This window comes from Pseudomonas sp. NPDC089996, from assembly GCF_044748405.1.
Taxonomy (GTDB): Bacteria; Pseudomonadota; Gammaproteobacteria; order Pseudomonadales; family Pseudomonadaceae; genus Aquipseudomonas.
Genome location: NZ_JBIVGA010000017.1, coordinates 78,564 through 94,438 on the forward strand (window position 1 = coordinate 78,564; position 15,875 = coordinate 94,438).

The following is a 15,875-nucleotide window of genomic DNA, read 5'->3' on the forward strand; positions in this document are numbered from 1 at the left end:
GGCGTGCTCAGGCTTCAGCCCGGCTTGCTCCAGCGCTCGTAGGCTTCCTGCGCCAGGCGCTCGATCAGCCCGCGCTCAGTCCGATTGAAGTCCTGCGTAATCCCTTCACAGCGCTGGACGAACGCCCAGTCATCGATCACACCTTCATCGGCTTGAGCCTGCAGGCCCTCCATACGCCGATGAAGCGGCTGCAGCACTTCCTCGAAGCGTTCGTTGTAGTAGCTACGGGCAAAACGCGCCCAGAATGGCCGCTGCGCCAAGGACGCGATCAGTGCTTCGGCCGTTTCAGCCTGGAGCACCTGGTCCTGGGCCTGCAATAGATCGCTGACCGTCACGTTGGCCTCCGTCGGATAATGCATGTCGTCCACTTCGACCGGCAGCGCGAGTGCTCGCGCCAGTTGCAATCGGTAGAACAATCTGACTTCCACTTCATCGACCTGTGCACTTGGACGGCTGTGCATCTGCTGTATATGCAGCGTGGCCAGACGGTCCACTTCGTCCAGCCGAAACAAACTACGTGCCAATCTCAGCAAGCGCAGTTCGACCTCGCTGCCCGCCGCGTCCTCGACTGCACGCTCCACTTGCACGCCGATTTCCAGTTGTTCGAGGATCAACAGCAGCCTGTCTTCGCAGGTGCGTGGCCCCGATGCTTCCAGGAATAACTGCTGGCGTACTTGTTCATGTTGCTCGCAGGCTTCCAGCACCCGCCAGATCCGCCCCCGGTAATGCCCGGAATGCCGGCTGAAGTCATCAGTGCGCGCAAAATCGGCGAGGAAACGGAAAAGTCCGGTGGACTGCGGTTCGTCTCGCAGGCTGTTCCAGATCGCCCTTCGGCGCTGGTGGTCGCTGCCTACTGGCACACCCGCCCAGTCCTCGAACAGCCGATCGTCCACCGGGTAGTGCCGCGCCGATGCGGAACCGCGTGCACCGGATGCCACGCCGCGGGCTTCATCGAGCAAGGCCTCGTCCGCCTCGTCCAGCGGGTTGTCATGCAGCGAAAAGCGCTGCACTTGCAGACGCAGTTGCTGCACATCCCGACGCAGTTGCGCTATGCGGTTGTTACGCAGGTCGACGTGCGCACGCAACGATACCCGGCCTGGAAGTTCCTGCAACGCAGTGGCGTTCAAGCTGACATGGCGCAAGTAGTTCAGGCTGGTCAGTATCGGTGCTCGCCCCAGGGGGTTGTTGCCAAGGTCCAGCCATTGCAGTGACCTCAACTCGATCAGCCGCCGCTCTGCAACGTCATCCATGACGATTCGGTTGCCCTGAAAATTCAATTCCCGGAGCCTGGACATCTGTGCGAGCCCGCTGGGGATAGTCGTCAACTGGTTGTCGGAGAGGTCCAGCTCCACCAGGTTCGGAAAACGCTCGAGGAATGCACCCGTGACCTCCGTCAGGTGCAAATCGCGCAATACCAGGCGCTGGACATGGTCGAAGCGTATGGCCTGGGGCAGCTCGGGCAAGCGGCCTATCCGTTCGCCCTCGATGACCAGAATATAATCACCGTTGACATCGGTGAGCTTGCGTCTCCAGCTCCGTCGCAATGCGGTTGCGACGCGGCGTCGGCGCATGCTGTCCAGCGGGTTGCTGCTGTCGCTGCGCCAATCGCGCAAGGTTCGGCGCAAATCCGCAAGCTGCTCCTGCAGCGCGGTGAAATGCTCCCATACACCTACCCCGCGGCTTCGCAAATCGGCCAGGTAGGCATCGAGCCCGTAGTCGTCCAAGGTCGGGAATATTTGATGAATCGCACGCGCCAAGGCTCTGCCACCGCTTGGCCCACGCCCGCTCAACGGATACCCCAGGCGCCCGTCCCCTAGCCGTAGCGGCGGCCGCAAACCCACGCCTTGAGTAGCCATTCCACACATTCGCGCCGCTTGAGGGCGGTTCTGGCACGCTACCTCTGCCAAGCGCTCACCCAATGCCCGAGGACTCAGAGCTGCGTCACCCAGCCCGTCTTTTTGCTCATCATCCAGCGCCGCCAACAGTGCCCGCAGGTATGAACCAGGGGTTGTTTGCTGGACATGCCGGTAGCCGTCTTCGAGCCGCACGATGCAGCGTACGTCCTCACTCGACTGTGTGCCGATGCTGGCCAGTAACCGCCCGCCGGCGGTGCCTTCGCGCAGTTCAACGCGTGTGGTCGATGGCCACGCCACCTCCCGCTCGAGCAAGCCCAGCGCGAGGCGTTCGGTATCGGCATTGACCCACCGATCAAGCCGCAAACCTGCACAGGCACGGTCCAGCCGGCTTTGCCGAGAAGACCAGCGTGCACGCTCTGCGACAACCAGCGGAATGCGCAGTTTCTCAGTCAGCATGTCCAACTGTTCACCGCTGCACTGGCTCAGCAATTCACGGGTGCAACGCATCGACAAGCCGGCGAACGATCGGCGCAGAAGCCGCTCTGTAGCGTTGGGCCTGATTTGCCGGGAGGCGACGTGGCGAGCAAGCCCCGCCGCATCCAGGTCGGGATACAGCTCGTGAGCCTGATACATTTCCAGGGCGTCCAGCAAACGAGCCGGGGCCCCCACGTTCTCCACATGCAGACGACGTATCTGGTCTTCGCCAGACCCGATTACCTGCAACAGGTACTCACAGGTAGCATCAGGCAAGTCGGCCAGCTGAGCACCCAGCCTGCGTACCAGGTTACCCGCCCCGTTCCAATGCTGTGGAGACTCCAGCTCATGGCGCCAACCGCCGCTGCCGTTTCCCTGAACCCTGGGTCTGTACGCCTCGGGGCGCCGTGGATGCTCGACTCGCGATGTCCCATCTTCTGGGGCATCGACTACCCGATAGCGGGTTTCTTCCACATGCCACAGCCATTCGTGGGCACCGCCAACATCCCGTGGCTCTGCCTGGTAACCGTGCAAGTCCGCTGCCTGCAACCTGATCTTTCCACCCGTGGCACGCACTGGCACCAGTTCGTCGACAAAGGCCACCCGCCGAAGCGATTGCACGGCAAGCTGACTACCTTTGGCGATCAATGCACCCACGACCAGATTCTCGGCAACATCGAACAGGTGGTTCATCGCCCCTTCGCGGTCACCGATGCGCCAATCTTGATAGCCTTCGTATACCTCACTGGCGATCTGTACCCCGTTGGTGACCATCATTACCTCGCCAAGCACCGGTACGAACAAACCCGCCAGGCTGGCCAGGTTGAAGCCCAGTTCGATGTAGCCCTGCAGACGAGCGTATCGCTCCTGTTCGTCTTCATCTTCCGTGGACACAGCCAGCACTTTGGCATCATCGAAGATTTTCGCGAGGTACAGGTCGCGCATGTGCTCGAAAGCAGGTTTGTCTACCGCTACATGGCGCCCATCGAGCTCCGCCCCTTGGGCAGAAGCTTCTTTGACCCGCTCGGCCAGCAGACGGTGAAAATCGTTACGGTCACGTTCACTGACGAATCGCGTGAAGAACCTGCGGTACGCTGGGTCGAGCAGACGCCGCCCTAGAAATCCATAGAGTGCATCCCAACCGGCATGACAGGTCACTGCAGCGCTGGGGTCGCCCGGGATCCACAGCATCACCGAGGTCAGCGGCTGATCAGGCGTCGGGTGCAACTCCACCGTCAAGATCCCCCGCATGCAGCGCCCGAGCAGGTATGGCTGTCGAGCAATGACCCTGGTCCTCACTGACGGTACGACTGCTTGCGTAGCAAGCATGGGCAGTACAGACAGATAGGCGTGTTCGTCGATCTCGCCTTTCATCGCCGCGATCCGCACCGCGACCTCCATGTTGGTCCGCAGATTGGCATCGATCAGCGCGTTCAAGTGCGCCTGCCCCGCATCATCCTCCGGGCTGAGTTGTGCGTTGAGCAGAGCCTGGTAGCGCCCTCCCACATCGATCCGTCGGCAGACCGCAGCGAATGCGGTGAAACTCAACAACAAGCGCTTGCCCTTGCGGTCAACCAACTCACCGGAGCGGTTGATCGAGGGACGGGTCTCGCCGATCTTGAAATTATGCAGCGCGGCAGACAGTAACGTCTGTTTCGAGCGGCGCAGGTGGGTGGGCATGTAAAGTACCGGCGAACCGGAGGGAAGAATGGCCCGCCGGGTAATGCATACCCAACTGCGGGCTACATCGATATGGCCGTGGCCAATGCGCTCCAGCTCGGTTTGCAAGCACTGCTCGGCGAACGCCCGCAACGGCGGTATGTGGCTGAACACCAGATCGAGCCTGCGGGTCTGCTCCTCCTGACGACGAAGCGCCAGGCGCAGGGCATGCAGCCGGTCTTGCTGGTGATGATCGACCAGCCAGCGGGGCAACCGGCTGGCGATCAACTCGTCGATGGTGTCGTCTGTGGTGTGAATGTCGGTCATTGCGGGTCCTCAGGTAGAACGCCTAGAGGACCATGCGGCAGGTCTGGCAGGGCGCTGGATAAATGCCACCCGCAAGCCATGTAACTATCTACTGCCTGGTGAAGGTTTGTCGGTAGTGCACTAAGGGCTCCCGTTACCAGGACCTATCCCGATGCCCGATATCACTTTCGCTGCAGACTCGATCGACGGCCTGATTGCCAATCGCCTTCCCGACTGGCTATGCCGCGCGTCCCCCGCCCACTTGCGCGCCTTGCATCAAGCCTTGAAACGGCAAAACACAGCGACTGACCAGTTAGGGGCCGTACTGAACGCCATACCGACCCCGCAAGCCTTCGCCAGCCCGTTGCTCAAGCAAGCGCTGGCAGCCAACACGCTTGCCGACATCGATGAGCAGTCCAGCCAGCTGGTGATTTCAGAGCTCGTGATACGCCCCCCGATTTCAGCAGGTGTGCCACCATCGAGTTACCGGCTCATCCACAGGAGCAACTTGCTGAGTTCGGCACTGCACAATTTTCACCTTCGCGAAACCACCCCCTCGGCCTCTCGCCAGGGATGGCTGGAATCAGCGGATGGGACACCACTACCCTTATCGTTCGAGAAATTCGCTGAACTGTGCCGCACCCTGGACCTCGGGGGTGGCTACCAGGCTGTGCTCCTGGGGCTGCTGCAACCAAGCGACCAGCCCGGCGATGCCCCTAACCAACGCAAGCGAGCCGTGGAGCGTCTGTTCGAGCAAAGCTTCAGCGCGCATCTTGAAGTCGCGGTGCGCCTGGCCGCGCTCAAGGGCGAACTCGACGAGCGAAGCTATTTGCAGATGCTGCCAGTGATCTCGCAACCCGCCATCGTCCCGCCATTGCCAGATGTGTCGCAGGCGCGTCAGTTGTATCTGCTGGGCAAGCAAATACGTGGTGTTGTGGCAGTGGAGGTGCGCCCGAAGGCAGGTGCCGAGGTGAACGCGGTCATTGCCTGGGTTCCCGGTGACCCGCACGGCCCGACAAGCCGCTATGCCTCGTGGCAGGCGCTGTATGATGCGCTTGCCGGCCGACTGCGCGAACGCCCGTACCAGCGCTTCTTCCAGCGCTTCGTCAGCATGCGTGACCAGCCAGTATTCTTCACCACCCTCAATGGGTTACTGGCAGCCACCGCGGCCCCCGCCAGCGTCGAACTCGATGGCCGCAACATGGCGCTGGAGCTGCCGCTGTTCGAGCACTTGCGCAAGCAACGGATCGATACATTGATCGATGATGCGAGGGTGCTAGCCGTTTCCACGGACGCTGAAGACGAAAACGATCGGCGCACACGCCTGCGAGGTTACCTGACCGCCGGGCTGGATCTTGCAGGGCTGGCAGCGCTGTTCGTGCCAGTACTGGGTGAAATCATGCTGGCAGTCAACGCGGCGCAGATCGCCGATGAGGTATACGAAGGCTACGAGGACTGGCGCCTGGGTGATCGCCAGGGTGCGCTCGACCACCTTTTTGGCGTGGCCGAATCCGTTGTGCTTGGGGCAGTGATAGCCAAAGCCGGTCAAGTTGCAGTCAACTCGTTACGGCGTGTGGCCTTTGTCGACGACCTGGTGCCCATTTGTACCAGAGAGGGTGCAGTGAAACTGACTGGGCAGGACCTGCAGGCTTACCAGGTCGATGCCACCGATCTACCGGCAGGGCAGAAAACCCAGCGAGATGACGGTTGGCGCCTGAATCTGCATGAGGGCGCCTATATCGTGAACAAAGACGCCAGCGAAGAGGCCTGGCACATCGTCCATCCACAGCGTGCCCAGGCCCATGCGCCACGGTTGGCGCATAACGACAGCGGTGGTTGGTGGCATGAACTGGAGGCGCCGCAGCACTGGCAGGGGGCTGCCTACCTGTTGCAGCGCCTGAGCAGCAAGTTGGCCATGGTTTCCGAGGCCACCGCGGATGACCTGCTATTCACTACAGGCCTGAGTGAGGAGCAGCTTCGTGGTTTGCATGTCGAGGGCGCGAGTGCGCCCGCACGACTGCTCGATGCACACGCGCGGCATCAGGCACATGCAGCCAGACCCGAGCTCAAGGGGGACGCGTTCGAGGCGCATCTGCGTGCAAGCGAAGCTTCAGCAAACCTTGATGAAGGCGTATTGATGCGTGACTTCCCGGGCCTGACGCTGCGCGCTGCCAGAGAACTGTTGAGCCACACCAGTACCGAGCAGGCGGCAACGCTTTCCGGCCGCGGACGGGTACCGTTGAGCCTGGCCGAACGCACCCGCTGGCATCTGCGCGAGGCACGCCTGGACCGAGCCTGCGCTGGCTTGCGCCAGCCCCAAGCGGTCAATGCCGACACCCAACGTCTGGCAATGGGCCTGATCGAAGACCTCGCCCCCTGGCCTGCGACGGTGCGCGTAGAGTTGCGCGATGAGGCACTGCAAGGCCCTGTGCTGATCAAGTCATCTGGCGAACAAGCCACCCAGGTGAGGCGTATCGTCGCCAACGCGCAGGGGTATCGATTGCTCGATGGCCCAGGCGCGGCCTCGGCAAGCGATGGCGACAGCCTGCTACGCGCGCTGCAACTGAGCCTCGACGCCCCTCAGCGCGCCACACTTGGGGTTGCCGGCACCGACGAACGGCAACTGCGCGATTTGCTGTCAAGAACCGCCAGCGGTGACCGCGAACGCATTGCGGCCGTGCTGGGCATGACCCCCATCGGCCGAGGGATTCGATTGCCCCGTCGCCTTGGCGATGGGCGCCTGGGCTACCCGTTGAGCGGTCGCATGGGGCAAGGTCGACAGGCCTGCCGGCGGGGTATCCAGCAGATCTTTCCCACCCTTGACGATACTCAACTGGACCAGTATCTGCTGCCTCTGTTGAACCAAGAGGTCAACCTGTGGGACCACTACCGTGGCCTGCAGCGGCAGTTGGCCGCGCTGCGGAGCAACCTGCGTGAATGGCGCCAGCAATCGGTCAACCCCTTGCATGCGTGGCGCCGCAGGAAAGTTGCAGATGCGCTACGTCGTTGCTGGCGGCGCAAACTGGTTGGGCTCGATGGCGAATACATGCTGCGGATTTCCGGCGAGGCCATCGATGAGCTACCCAGATTGCCAGCCAGTGTAAGCTTCGCGCATGTACGCCGCCTCACCTTGCGCAAGATGAACCTGCAGCGGGTGGAGCCGGAGTTCCTCGAACGCTTCCCCAACCTGATCGAGCTGAACCTCAGCGGCAACCAGCTGGAGCAGATCCCGTCGGGGCTCGAGCGTCTGACTCAGCTCAGGCAGCTGGATCTATCGGCTAACAGCATTGTCCTCAACAACCTGGGGCAGGCGCAATTGGGTGCGCTGACACGCTTGCACACCCTGGACCTGAGCCATAATCCGCTGGGCCAGCCACCGCGGGTCAGGCACCTCAGGTTCATGCGCAGGGTTCTGGTTCGGGGGGCTGGGCTGCAGAGCCTGCTTGACCCACCGGCGATGGTGCCCTGGGCTGGCTTGGCGGACTTTCGCGACAATCAGTTGCGAGATGTTCGCGACGAGCTACGTCAGCTGGGGGCAGGCTTGAACAGAGTGGCATTGCACGATAACCCTCTGGATGACGACAGCTTTTCCGCGTTGACGTCGATCGCAGGCACCTCGGCAGGCAGAAGGGGTCACGGCTACCAGCACACCGCCCTTTCCACGGCGGTACGTAATGACTGGGTTGGCAGTGCGAACCAGGCACTGCGTACCAAGCGTGAAAATTTGTGGGACCTTTTGCAAGCCGAGCCCGGGTCGGAGCACTTGTTCCAGTTTCTCGCGGACTTCAGGAGTACCCATGAATACGTCGAGGCACCCTGGGAGTATCAGGACCGAGTCTGGGACATCCTCGAGGCCTGCCAGGAGCATGAGGTGCTGCGCCATTTCGTTTTCCAGGAAGCAGGCAGCGTCCGGTCATGCGAGGACCGGCTGCTTTACATCCTGAGTCAACTGGAAGTTGGCGTGCTGGCACAGGACGCGTTCGCAACGGGTGCACCGAGCGCTGTCGAGTCACGGCTGGTACGCCTGGGGCGCGCCTTGAGCCGGCTCGACCACGTTGACAGCATCGCCCTTCGTCGCTTCAGGGCCTTGGAGGAAGCGGACCGTACAGCTGCGCAGCCGCCGCGGTTGCCCGCGGATGAATACGAAACACGGCTGTACTATCGGATCAAGTTGCGACATCGCCTCGATCTGCCCCGCCAGCCCCACAGGATGAATTTCCCTCACACAGCCAGAGTGACAGCTGCCGATATCAGCGAGGCCGAGCGTGAAGTACTGCAAGCGGAACACCTCAACGACCTGGTCGACTCGCTGGCCATGCGACCCTTCTGGCACAACTATGTACATACCCAGCATACCGATCGCTTCACACTGCTGGCCGACCCGGTGCATGCGCGGCTCGAGGCTGAGCAAACATTGGTGGATAGCGGCAAGATCACCGAAGCGGAGTTTCTGACGCGGTCCGGGGCCTTGATGGCAGAATTGCAAAATGCCGAGCGGCAGCTGACCCGTGACTTGGCACAACAGGCATGCCAGCGCTGGGTATCCATTCGGATTCTCGACAGGGGTGTGGATGATTCGTTCGGAAACCCGAACGGCTGCGAAATTCCCTGAAACCGTCAAACCCGCGAGATTCGGGTGCATTGGGTCGACATCAAGGCTTGGCACGAGTCATGCTCTACACTTGGTAGCCGAATGCTCTCGCTTCTTGCGGTATTCGTTGAACGAAAGAGTCCGCCAACGGCTCCATAAAAAAAACAAACACGTCGAGGAAAATTTGATGCGTATCGTTCGTCATCTGTTGGGCGCAACCATCGCCGCCGCGATCATCGCTTCGCCAGCCATGGCCGAAGAACTGACCGGTACCCTTAAGAAGATCAAGGACTCGGGCACCATTACCCTGGGCCACCGCGACTCTTCCATTCCGTTTTCCTACCTGGCTGGCAAACCCGAGCCCGTGGGTTACTCCCATGACATCCAGCTGGCCGTGGTCGAGGCCCTGAAGAAGCAACTGGGTACCGACATCAAGGTCAGGTACAACCTGGTCACCTCCCAGACCCGCATCCCGCTGGTGCAGAACGGCACCGTGGACCTGGAGTGCGGCTCCACCACCAACAACGTCGAGCGCCAGCAGCAGGTCGGCTTCACCGTGGGCATCTTCGAAGTCGGTACCCGTCTGCTGACCAAGGTCAAAGATGGTCAGCCAGCCTACAAGGACTTCCCGGACCTGGCCGGCAAGAACGTGGTGACCACCGCCGGCACCACCTCCGAGCGCCTGCTCAAGGCGATGAACGCCGACAAGCAGATGAAGATGAACGTGATTTCCGCCAAGGACCACGGTGAAGCCTTCAACATGCTCGAAAGCGGCCGCGCCGTAGCCTTCATGATGGACGACGCCCTGCTCGCCGGTGAAATGGCCAAGGCGCGCAAGCCTTCCGACTGGGTCATCACCGGCACCCCGCAATCGTACGAAATCTACGGCTGCATGGTGCGCAAGGATGACGCCGCCTTCAAGAAAGCGGTCGATGATGCCATCGTCGGCTACTTCAAGTCGGGCGAAGTCAACAAGAGCTACGACAAGTGGTTCACCCAGCCGATCCCGCCTAAAGGCCTGAACCTGGGCTTCAAGATGAGCGACGAGCTGAAAAAACTGATCGCCGAGCCGACCGACAAAGCGGCAGACGAGAAGAAGTCCTGACCTCCAGTTAGTGGCCTGGTGCTCAAGCGCACGAATCAATTCTGCAGGCCACTCATTAGTGTCTAACCTTTCATCCGAGGGCGCCCGGCGCCCTTGGATGTTCGAAGGTGCCCGTGAAACAACCGTCTGAGGGGAAATCCCGATGAATTACAACTGGGACTGGGGCGTGTTCTTCAAGTCCACCGGCGTGGGCAGCGAGACCTATCTGGACTGGTACATCACCGGTCTGGGCTGGACCATCGCCATCGCCATCACCGCCTGGATCATCGCATTGCTGCTGGGCTCCGTCCTCGGCGTCATGCGCACCGTGCCGAACCGCCTGGTATCGGGCATCGCCACCGCCTACGTGGAGCTGTTCCGCAACGTGCCGCTGCTGGTGCAGCTGTTCATCTGGTACTTCCTGGTGCCGGACCTGCTGCCCGAAGGCCTGCAGGAGTGGTTCAAGCAAGACCTCAACCCGACCACCTCGGCGCTGATCAGCGTGGTCATCTGCCTGGGCCTGTTCACCGCTGCCCGCGTCTGCGAACAGGTGCGCACCGGCATCCAGGCGCTGCCTCGTGGCCAGGAAGCCGCCGCCCGCGCCATGGGCTTCAGCCTGCCGCAGATTTACAACAACGTGCTGCTGCCGCAGGCCTACCGGATCATCATTCCGCCGCTCACCTCGGAATTTTTGAACGTGTTCAAGAACTCCTCGGTGGCCTCGCTGATCGGCCTGATGGAACTGCTGGCGCAGACCAAGCAGACCGCCGAGTTCTCGGCCAACCTGTTCGAGGCCTTCACCCTGGCCACCTTGATCTACTTCACCCTGAACATGGGCCTGATGCTGCTGATGCGCATGGTCGAGAAGAAAGTCGCGGTGCCTGGCCTGATCTCCGTGGGGGGCAAGTAAATGGAAATGGATTTCAGCGAAATCATCCCTGCCCTGCCCGCCCTCTGGGACGGCATGGTCATGACCCTGCAACTGATGGTCATGGGCGTGGTAGGCGGTATCGTGCTGGGGACCATCCTGGCCTTGATGCGTCTGTCGTCGAGCAAGCTGCTGTCGCGTGTGGCCGGTGCCTACGTCAACTACTTCCGTTCGATCCCGCTGCTGCTGGTGATCACCTGGTTCTACCTGGCGGTACCGTTCGTGCTGCGCTGGATCACCGGCGAGGACACCCCGGTGGGTGCCTTCACCTCGTGCGTGGTGGCGTTCATGATGTTCGAGGCCGCGTACTTCTGCGAAATCGTCCGCGCCGGCGTGCAGTCGATCTCCAAGGGCCAGATGGGCGCCGCCCAGGCCCTGGGCATGACCTACGGCCAGACCATGCGCCTGATCATCCTGCCCCAGGCCTTCCGCAAAATGACCCCGCTGCTGCTGCAGCAGAGCATCATCCTGTTCCAGGACACCTCGCTGGTGTACACCGTGGGCCTGGTGGACTTCCTCAATTCGGCACGCTCCAACGGCGACATCATCGGGCGCTCCCATGAGTTCCTGATCTTCGCCGGGGTCGTGTACTTCGTCATCAGCTTCTCCGCTTCGTGGCTGGTCAAGCGCCTGCAAAAAAGGATCGCCGTATGATTTCCATCAAGAACGTCAACAAGTGGTACGGGGACTTCCAGGTGCTGACCGATTGCAGCACCGAGGTCAAGAAGGGTGAAGTGGTGGTCGTCTGCGGCCCGTCGGGCTCGGGCAAGTCGACCCTGATCAAGTGCGTCAACGCCCTGGAACCGTTCCAGAAAGGCGACATCGTGGTCGATGGCACCTCGATCGCCGATCCGAAGACCAACCTGCCAAAACTGCGCTCGCGGGTGGGCATGGTGTTCCAGCACTTCGAGCTGTTCCCGCACCTGACCATCACCGAGAACCTGACCATCGCCCAGCGCAAGGTATTGGGGCGCAGCGAGGCGGAAGCGACCAAGAAGGGCCTGGCCCTGCTCGAACGCGTAGGCCTCAGCGCCCACGCCAAGAAGCACCCAGGCCAGCTGTCTGGCGGCCAGCAGCAGCGCGTGGCGATTGCCCGTGCGCTGTCGATGGACCCGATCGTCATGCTGTTCGACGAACCCACCTCGGCGCTGGACCCGGAGATGGTCAACGAAGTGCTGGACGTGATGGTCGAACTGGCCCACGAAGGCATGACCATGATGTGCGTGACCCACGAAATGGGCTTCGCCCGCAAGGTGGCCAACCGGGTGATCTTCATGGACAAGGGCAACATCATCGAGGACTGCCAGAAGGAAGCCTTCTTCGGTGACCCGAGCGCCCGCCACGAACGCACCCAGCACTTCCTCAGCAAGATCCTGCAACACTGATTCGGCAACAACGGCACCGCTGCCAGGGTGAGCCCGGCAGCGGATGCTGGCCGTGACAAGGCCACTGTGATGAAATGCGATCCTTCGCTTCTTCTCCCTGCCAAGCCCGCCGTGAAATCCCGCCTGATTCGTCAATTGCTGCTGCCGCCCCTGATCATTCTGCTGATGGTCGGGCTGGGCATGGCTGGCTTTCTGATCAGCGAGAGTAACGGTATCCGCACCCTCAGCGAAAACGGCGAGCGTGCACTGGAACTGCATGCGCGCACGGTCGAAAGCGAAATCAGCAAGTACACTTACCTGCCGAGCCTGCTGGAGCTGGAAGACAGCGTCTCGCAGCTGCTCACCGACCCTGACGGCGCCAACCGGCAGGCCGTCAACGAATACCTCGAGGGCCTGAACCGCCGCAGCCGCAGCCGGGCGATCTTCGTGCTCGACACCAACGGCCGGGTGCAGGCCACCAGCAACTGGCGTGATGCCGACTCCTTCCTGGGTGAGGACCTGTCGTTCCGAGCCTATTTCCAGACCGCCGTGCGCGGCGAGCCGGGGCGTTTCTACGGCATCGGCAGCACCACTGGCGAGGCCGGCTACTACCTGGCCCATGGCCTGGAAGAACACGGCAAGGTGATTGGCGTGGCGGTGATCAAAGTGCGCCTGGACACCCTCGAAGAGCGATGGCAGCGTGCCCGCCTGGAAGCCTTCGTCAGCGACGAGAACGGCATCATCATCCTTTCCAGCGACCCGGCGCGGCGCCTGAAGTCGGTGCGCCCGCTGACCCCGCAGATAAAAGAGCGCCTGGCCCGCAGCCTGCAGTACTACTGGTGGCCACTGAACGAGCTGCAGCCGCTGGCCCGCGAAACCCTGGCCGATGGCGTGGAGAAACTGACCTTCCCGGCCAATGCCGAAACGGCCCAGGGCAAGCCCCACGAAGTGAGTTACCTGGCGCAGACCCGGCGCCTGGCCGATACGCCCTGGCACTTCACCCTGCTCACCCCCCTGCAGGACTTGCGCCGCGAATCCATGGTGCAGGGCATCCTGGTCGGCGTGGCCTTCGCCCTGCTGACGATCCTCGGCATCGCCTGGAACGAGCGGCGCAAGGTCGTTGCCACGCGCCTGGCCGCCCGCGAAGCGCTGGAAGAAGCCAACAGCCAGCTTGAGCGACGCATCGCCGACCGCACTGCCGACCTGCGCGCCAGCAACGAACGGCTCAAGGGCCAGATCCGTGAGCGCCGGCATGCCGAACAGACCCTGCGCCATGCCCAGGACGAGCTGGTCCAGGCCGGCAAACTGGCCGCGATCGGGCAGATGTCCACCAGCATCGCCCACGAACTCAACCAGCCACTGGCGGCACTGCGTACCCTGTCTGGCAATACCGTGCGCTTCCTCGAGCGCGGCGCACTGGACACCGCCAGCACCAACCTGCGCACCATGAACGACCTGATCGACCGTATGGGGCGCATCACCGCCAGCCTGCGCTCGTTCGCCCGGCGCGGCGACGACAGCGGCCAGGCATCGCTGGCCAAGGCCGTGGACGCGTCGCTGCAGGTGCTCGGCAACCGTATCGCGGGCTGCCATCTGCAGGTGCACAACCAGTTCGACGACCAGCAACTGGCCATCGACCAGACTCGCCTGGAGCAGATTCTGGTCAACCTGATCGGTAACGCGCTCGATGCCATGGCGACCCAGCCACTGCCCGAGCTGTGGCTGGAAGGCGAGCTGCAGAGCGACAAGTACCGCCTGCGGGTCCGTGACAACGGGCACGGCATCGATGCCGAGACCCGCAAGCACCTGTTCGAACCTTTCTTCACCACCAAACCGGGCGAACACGGCCTGGGCCTGGGGCTGACCCTGTCGGCGAGCCTTGCCGCCGCCGCCAAAGGCAGCCTGAACGTCGAGCACCCCGCTACGGGTGGCACGGCCTTCGTCCTCGCCCTGCCTTTGGTCACACCTCCTAGCGAATCGGCAGAACAACCATGAACCAAGCGCCACTTACCGTCCTGATCGTCGAAGACGACCCGCATGTGCTGCTCGGCTGCCAGCAGGCGCTGGCCCTGGAGGACATCGCCTGCGAGGGTGTCGGCAGTGCCGAACAGGCCCTGGAGCGCATCGGCGATGATTTTGCCGGGATCGTCGTCAGCGATATCCGTCTGCCCGGCATCGATGGCCTGGAGCTGCTCAACCGCCTCAAGGCCCGCGACCGCAGCCTGCCGGTGGTGCTGATCACCGGTCACGGCGATATCGACATGGCGGTCGGCGCCATGCGCAATGGCGCTTACGACTTCATGGAAAAGCCCTTCTCCCCCGAGCGCCTGGTGGATGTGGTGCGCCGTGCGCTGGAGCAGCGCGGGCTGTCCCGCGAGGTGCATGCCCTGCGCCGGCAACTGGCCGAACAGAGCAGCCTGGAGGGGCGCATCATCGGCCGCTCGCCAGCCATGGAGCACCTGCGCGAACTGATCGCCAACGTGGCCGATACCTCGGCCAACGTGCTGATCGAAGGCGAAACCGGCACGGGCAAGGAGCTGGTCGCCCGCTGCCTGCATGACTTCAGTCGGCGCCAGGGCCAGCCATTCGTGGCGCTGAACTGTGGCGGGCTGCCGGAGAACCTGTTCGAAAGCGAGATCTTCGGCCACGAAGCCAACGCGTTCACCGGTGCCGGCAAGCGCCGCATCGGCAAGATCGAACACGCCAACGGCGGCACACTGTTCCTCGACGAAGTGGAGAGCATGCCGATCAACCTGCAGATCAAACTGCTGCGCGTGTTGCAGGAACGCACCCTGGAGCGCCTGGGCTCGAACTCGAGCATTGCGGTCGATTGCCGGGTGATCGCAGCCACCAAGGCCGACCTCGACGCGCTCGGCCAGACTGGGCAGTTCCGCAGCGACCTGTATTACCGCCTGAACGTGGTGACCCTTGAGCTGCCACCGCTGCGTGAGCGCCGGGAAGACATCCTGCAACTGTTCGAACACTTCCTGCAGCAATCGGCGCTGCGCTTCGACCGCGAGGCGCCGGCGCTGGACAGCCAGACCCTGTCACGGCTGATGGCCCATGACTGGCCGGGTAACGTGCGCGAGTTGCGCAACGTGGCCGAGCGCTATGCCCTTGGGCTGCCGGCGTTCAAGAAAGGACCGAGCGGCGGCGCCAGCCAGGGGCTTGGATTTGCCGAGGCGGTGGAGGCCTTTGAGCGCAACTTGCTCAGCGATGCCTTGCAGCGCACCGGAGGTAACCTTAGCCAGGCCAGCCAGGAGCTGGGGATGGCCAAGACCACACTGTTCGACAAGGTGAAGAAGTACGGGCTCGGCTGACAGAGCGGCGTCGCCTGCTTCGCGGGCAAGCCCGCTCCCACAGGGATAGTGCAGGCCTCGGACAATGCACTATTCCTGTGGGAGATTCTATGGCAGGAGGCAATTTCTTTGAGGAGCCAGCCTCCCAGCGTTTTCTGTTGCCTTCAGGCGTGAAGCATCGCACTTGAAACCTCTTCCAAGTGTTTGGGCGCAACATCGGGACCCTCAAGTGGGCTGCGCAGCAGCCCATCCAGCTCTAGCTGGCGAGTTTGGCACCTCCGGTGTACACCTCTGGCTTCCAGTCTGCCTGGTGC

The 15,875-nt window shown here is 62.4% G+C and carries 8 protein-coding genes; 7 read left to right on the forward strand and 1 reads right to left on the reverse strand.

Going from position 1 to position 15,875, the window contains the following annotated elements; translation table 11 throughout:
- Window positions 1–14: 14 nt before the first annotated feature.
- The gene (locus tag ACIPW4_RS23905) at window positions 15–4,316 is read right to left on the reverse strand and encodes an NEL-type E3 ubiquitin ligase domain-containing protein (protein ID WP_400662217.1); all 4,302 of its coding nucleotides are present in this window, start codon (window positions 4,314–4,316) and stop codon (window positions 15–17) included.
- Window positions 4,317–4,467: 151 nt separating this feature from the next.
- Between ACIPW4_RS23905 and ACIPW4_RS23910 the strand changes: the two genes are divergently transcribed.
- The 7 genes from ACIPW4_RS23910 to ACIPW4_RS23940 all read left to right on the forward strand — a co-directional run bounded on the left by ACIPW4_RS23910 (window position 4,468) and on the right by ACIPW4_RS23940 (window position 15,582).
- Entirely contained in the window at window positions 4,468–8,907 is a 4,440-nt protein-coding gene (locus tag ACIPW4_RS23910; RefSeq protein WP_400662220.1) for an NEL-type E3 ubiquitin ligase domain-containing protein, read from the forward strand.
- A 166-nt stretch (window positions 8,908–9,073) separates the two neighbouring features.
- A complete protein-coding gene (locus ACIPW4_RS23915) occupies window positions 9,074–9,991 on the forward strand; it encodes a glutamate/aspartate ABC transporter substrate-binding protein (protein ID WP_400662222.1) in 918 nt (305 codons plus the stop codon).
- A 142-nt stretch (window positions 9,992–10,133) separates the two neighbouring features.
- The gene (locus ACIPW4_RS23920; RefSeq protein ID WP_085675218.1) at window positions 10,134–10,880 is read left to right on the forward strand and encodes an amino acid ABC transporter permease; all 747 of its coding nucleotides are present in this window, start codon (window positions 10,134–10,136) and stop codon (window positions 10,878–10,880) included.
- A complete protein-coding gene (locus ACIPW4_RS23925; protein WP_400662225.1) occupies window positions 10,881–11,552 on the forward strand; it encodes an amino acid ABC transporter permease in 672 nt (223 codons plus the stop codon).
- A complete protein-coding gene (locus tag ACIPW4_RS23930) occupies window positions 11,549–12,283 on the forward strand; it encodes an amino acid ABC transporter ATP-binding protein (RefSeq protein WP_400662228.1) in 735 nt (244 codons plus the stop codon). The genes ACIPW4_RS23925 and ACIPW4_RS23930 overlap by 4 nt, the downstream gene beginning before the upstream one ends.
- A gap of 69 nt (window positions 12,284–12,352) precedes the next feature.
- Window positions 12,353–14,257 (forward strand): ATP-binding protein, encoded by a 1,905-nt coding sequence (locus tag ACIPW4_RS23935; protein ID WP_400662230.1) that lies wholly within the window; start codon window positions 12,353–12,355, stop codon window positions 14,255–14,257.
- Window positions 14,254–15,582: a sigma-54-dependent transcriptional regulator gene (locus tag ACIPW4_RS23940; RefSeq protein WP_400662232.1), complete on the forward strand. Its 1,329-nt coding sequence runs from the start codon at window positions 14,254–14,256 to the stop codon at window positions 15,580–15,582. Before ACIPW4_RS23935 ends, ACIPW4_RS23940 begins: the two co-directional genes overlap by 4 nt.
- Window positions 15,583–15,875 lie beyond the last annotated feature (293 nt).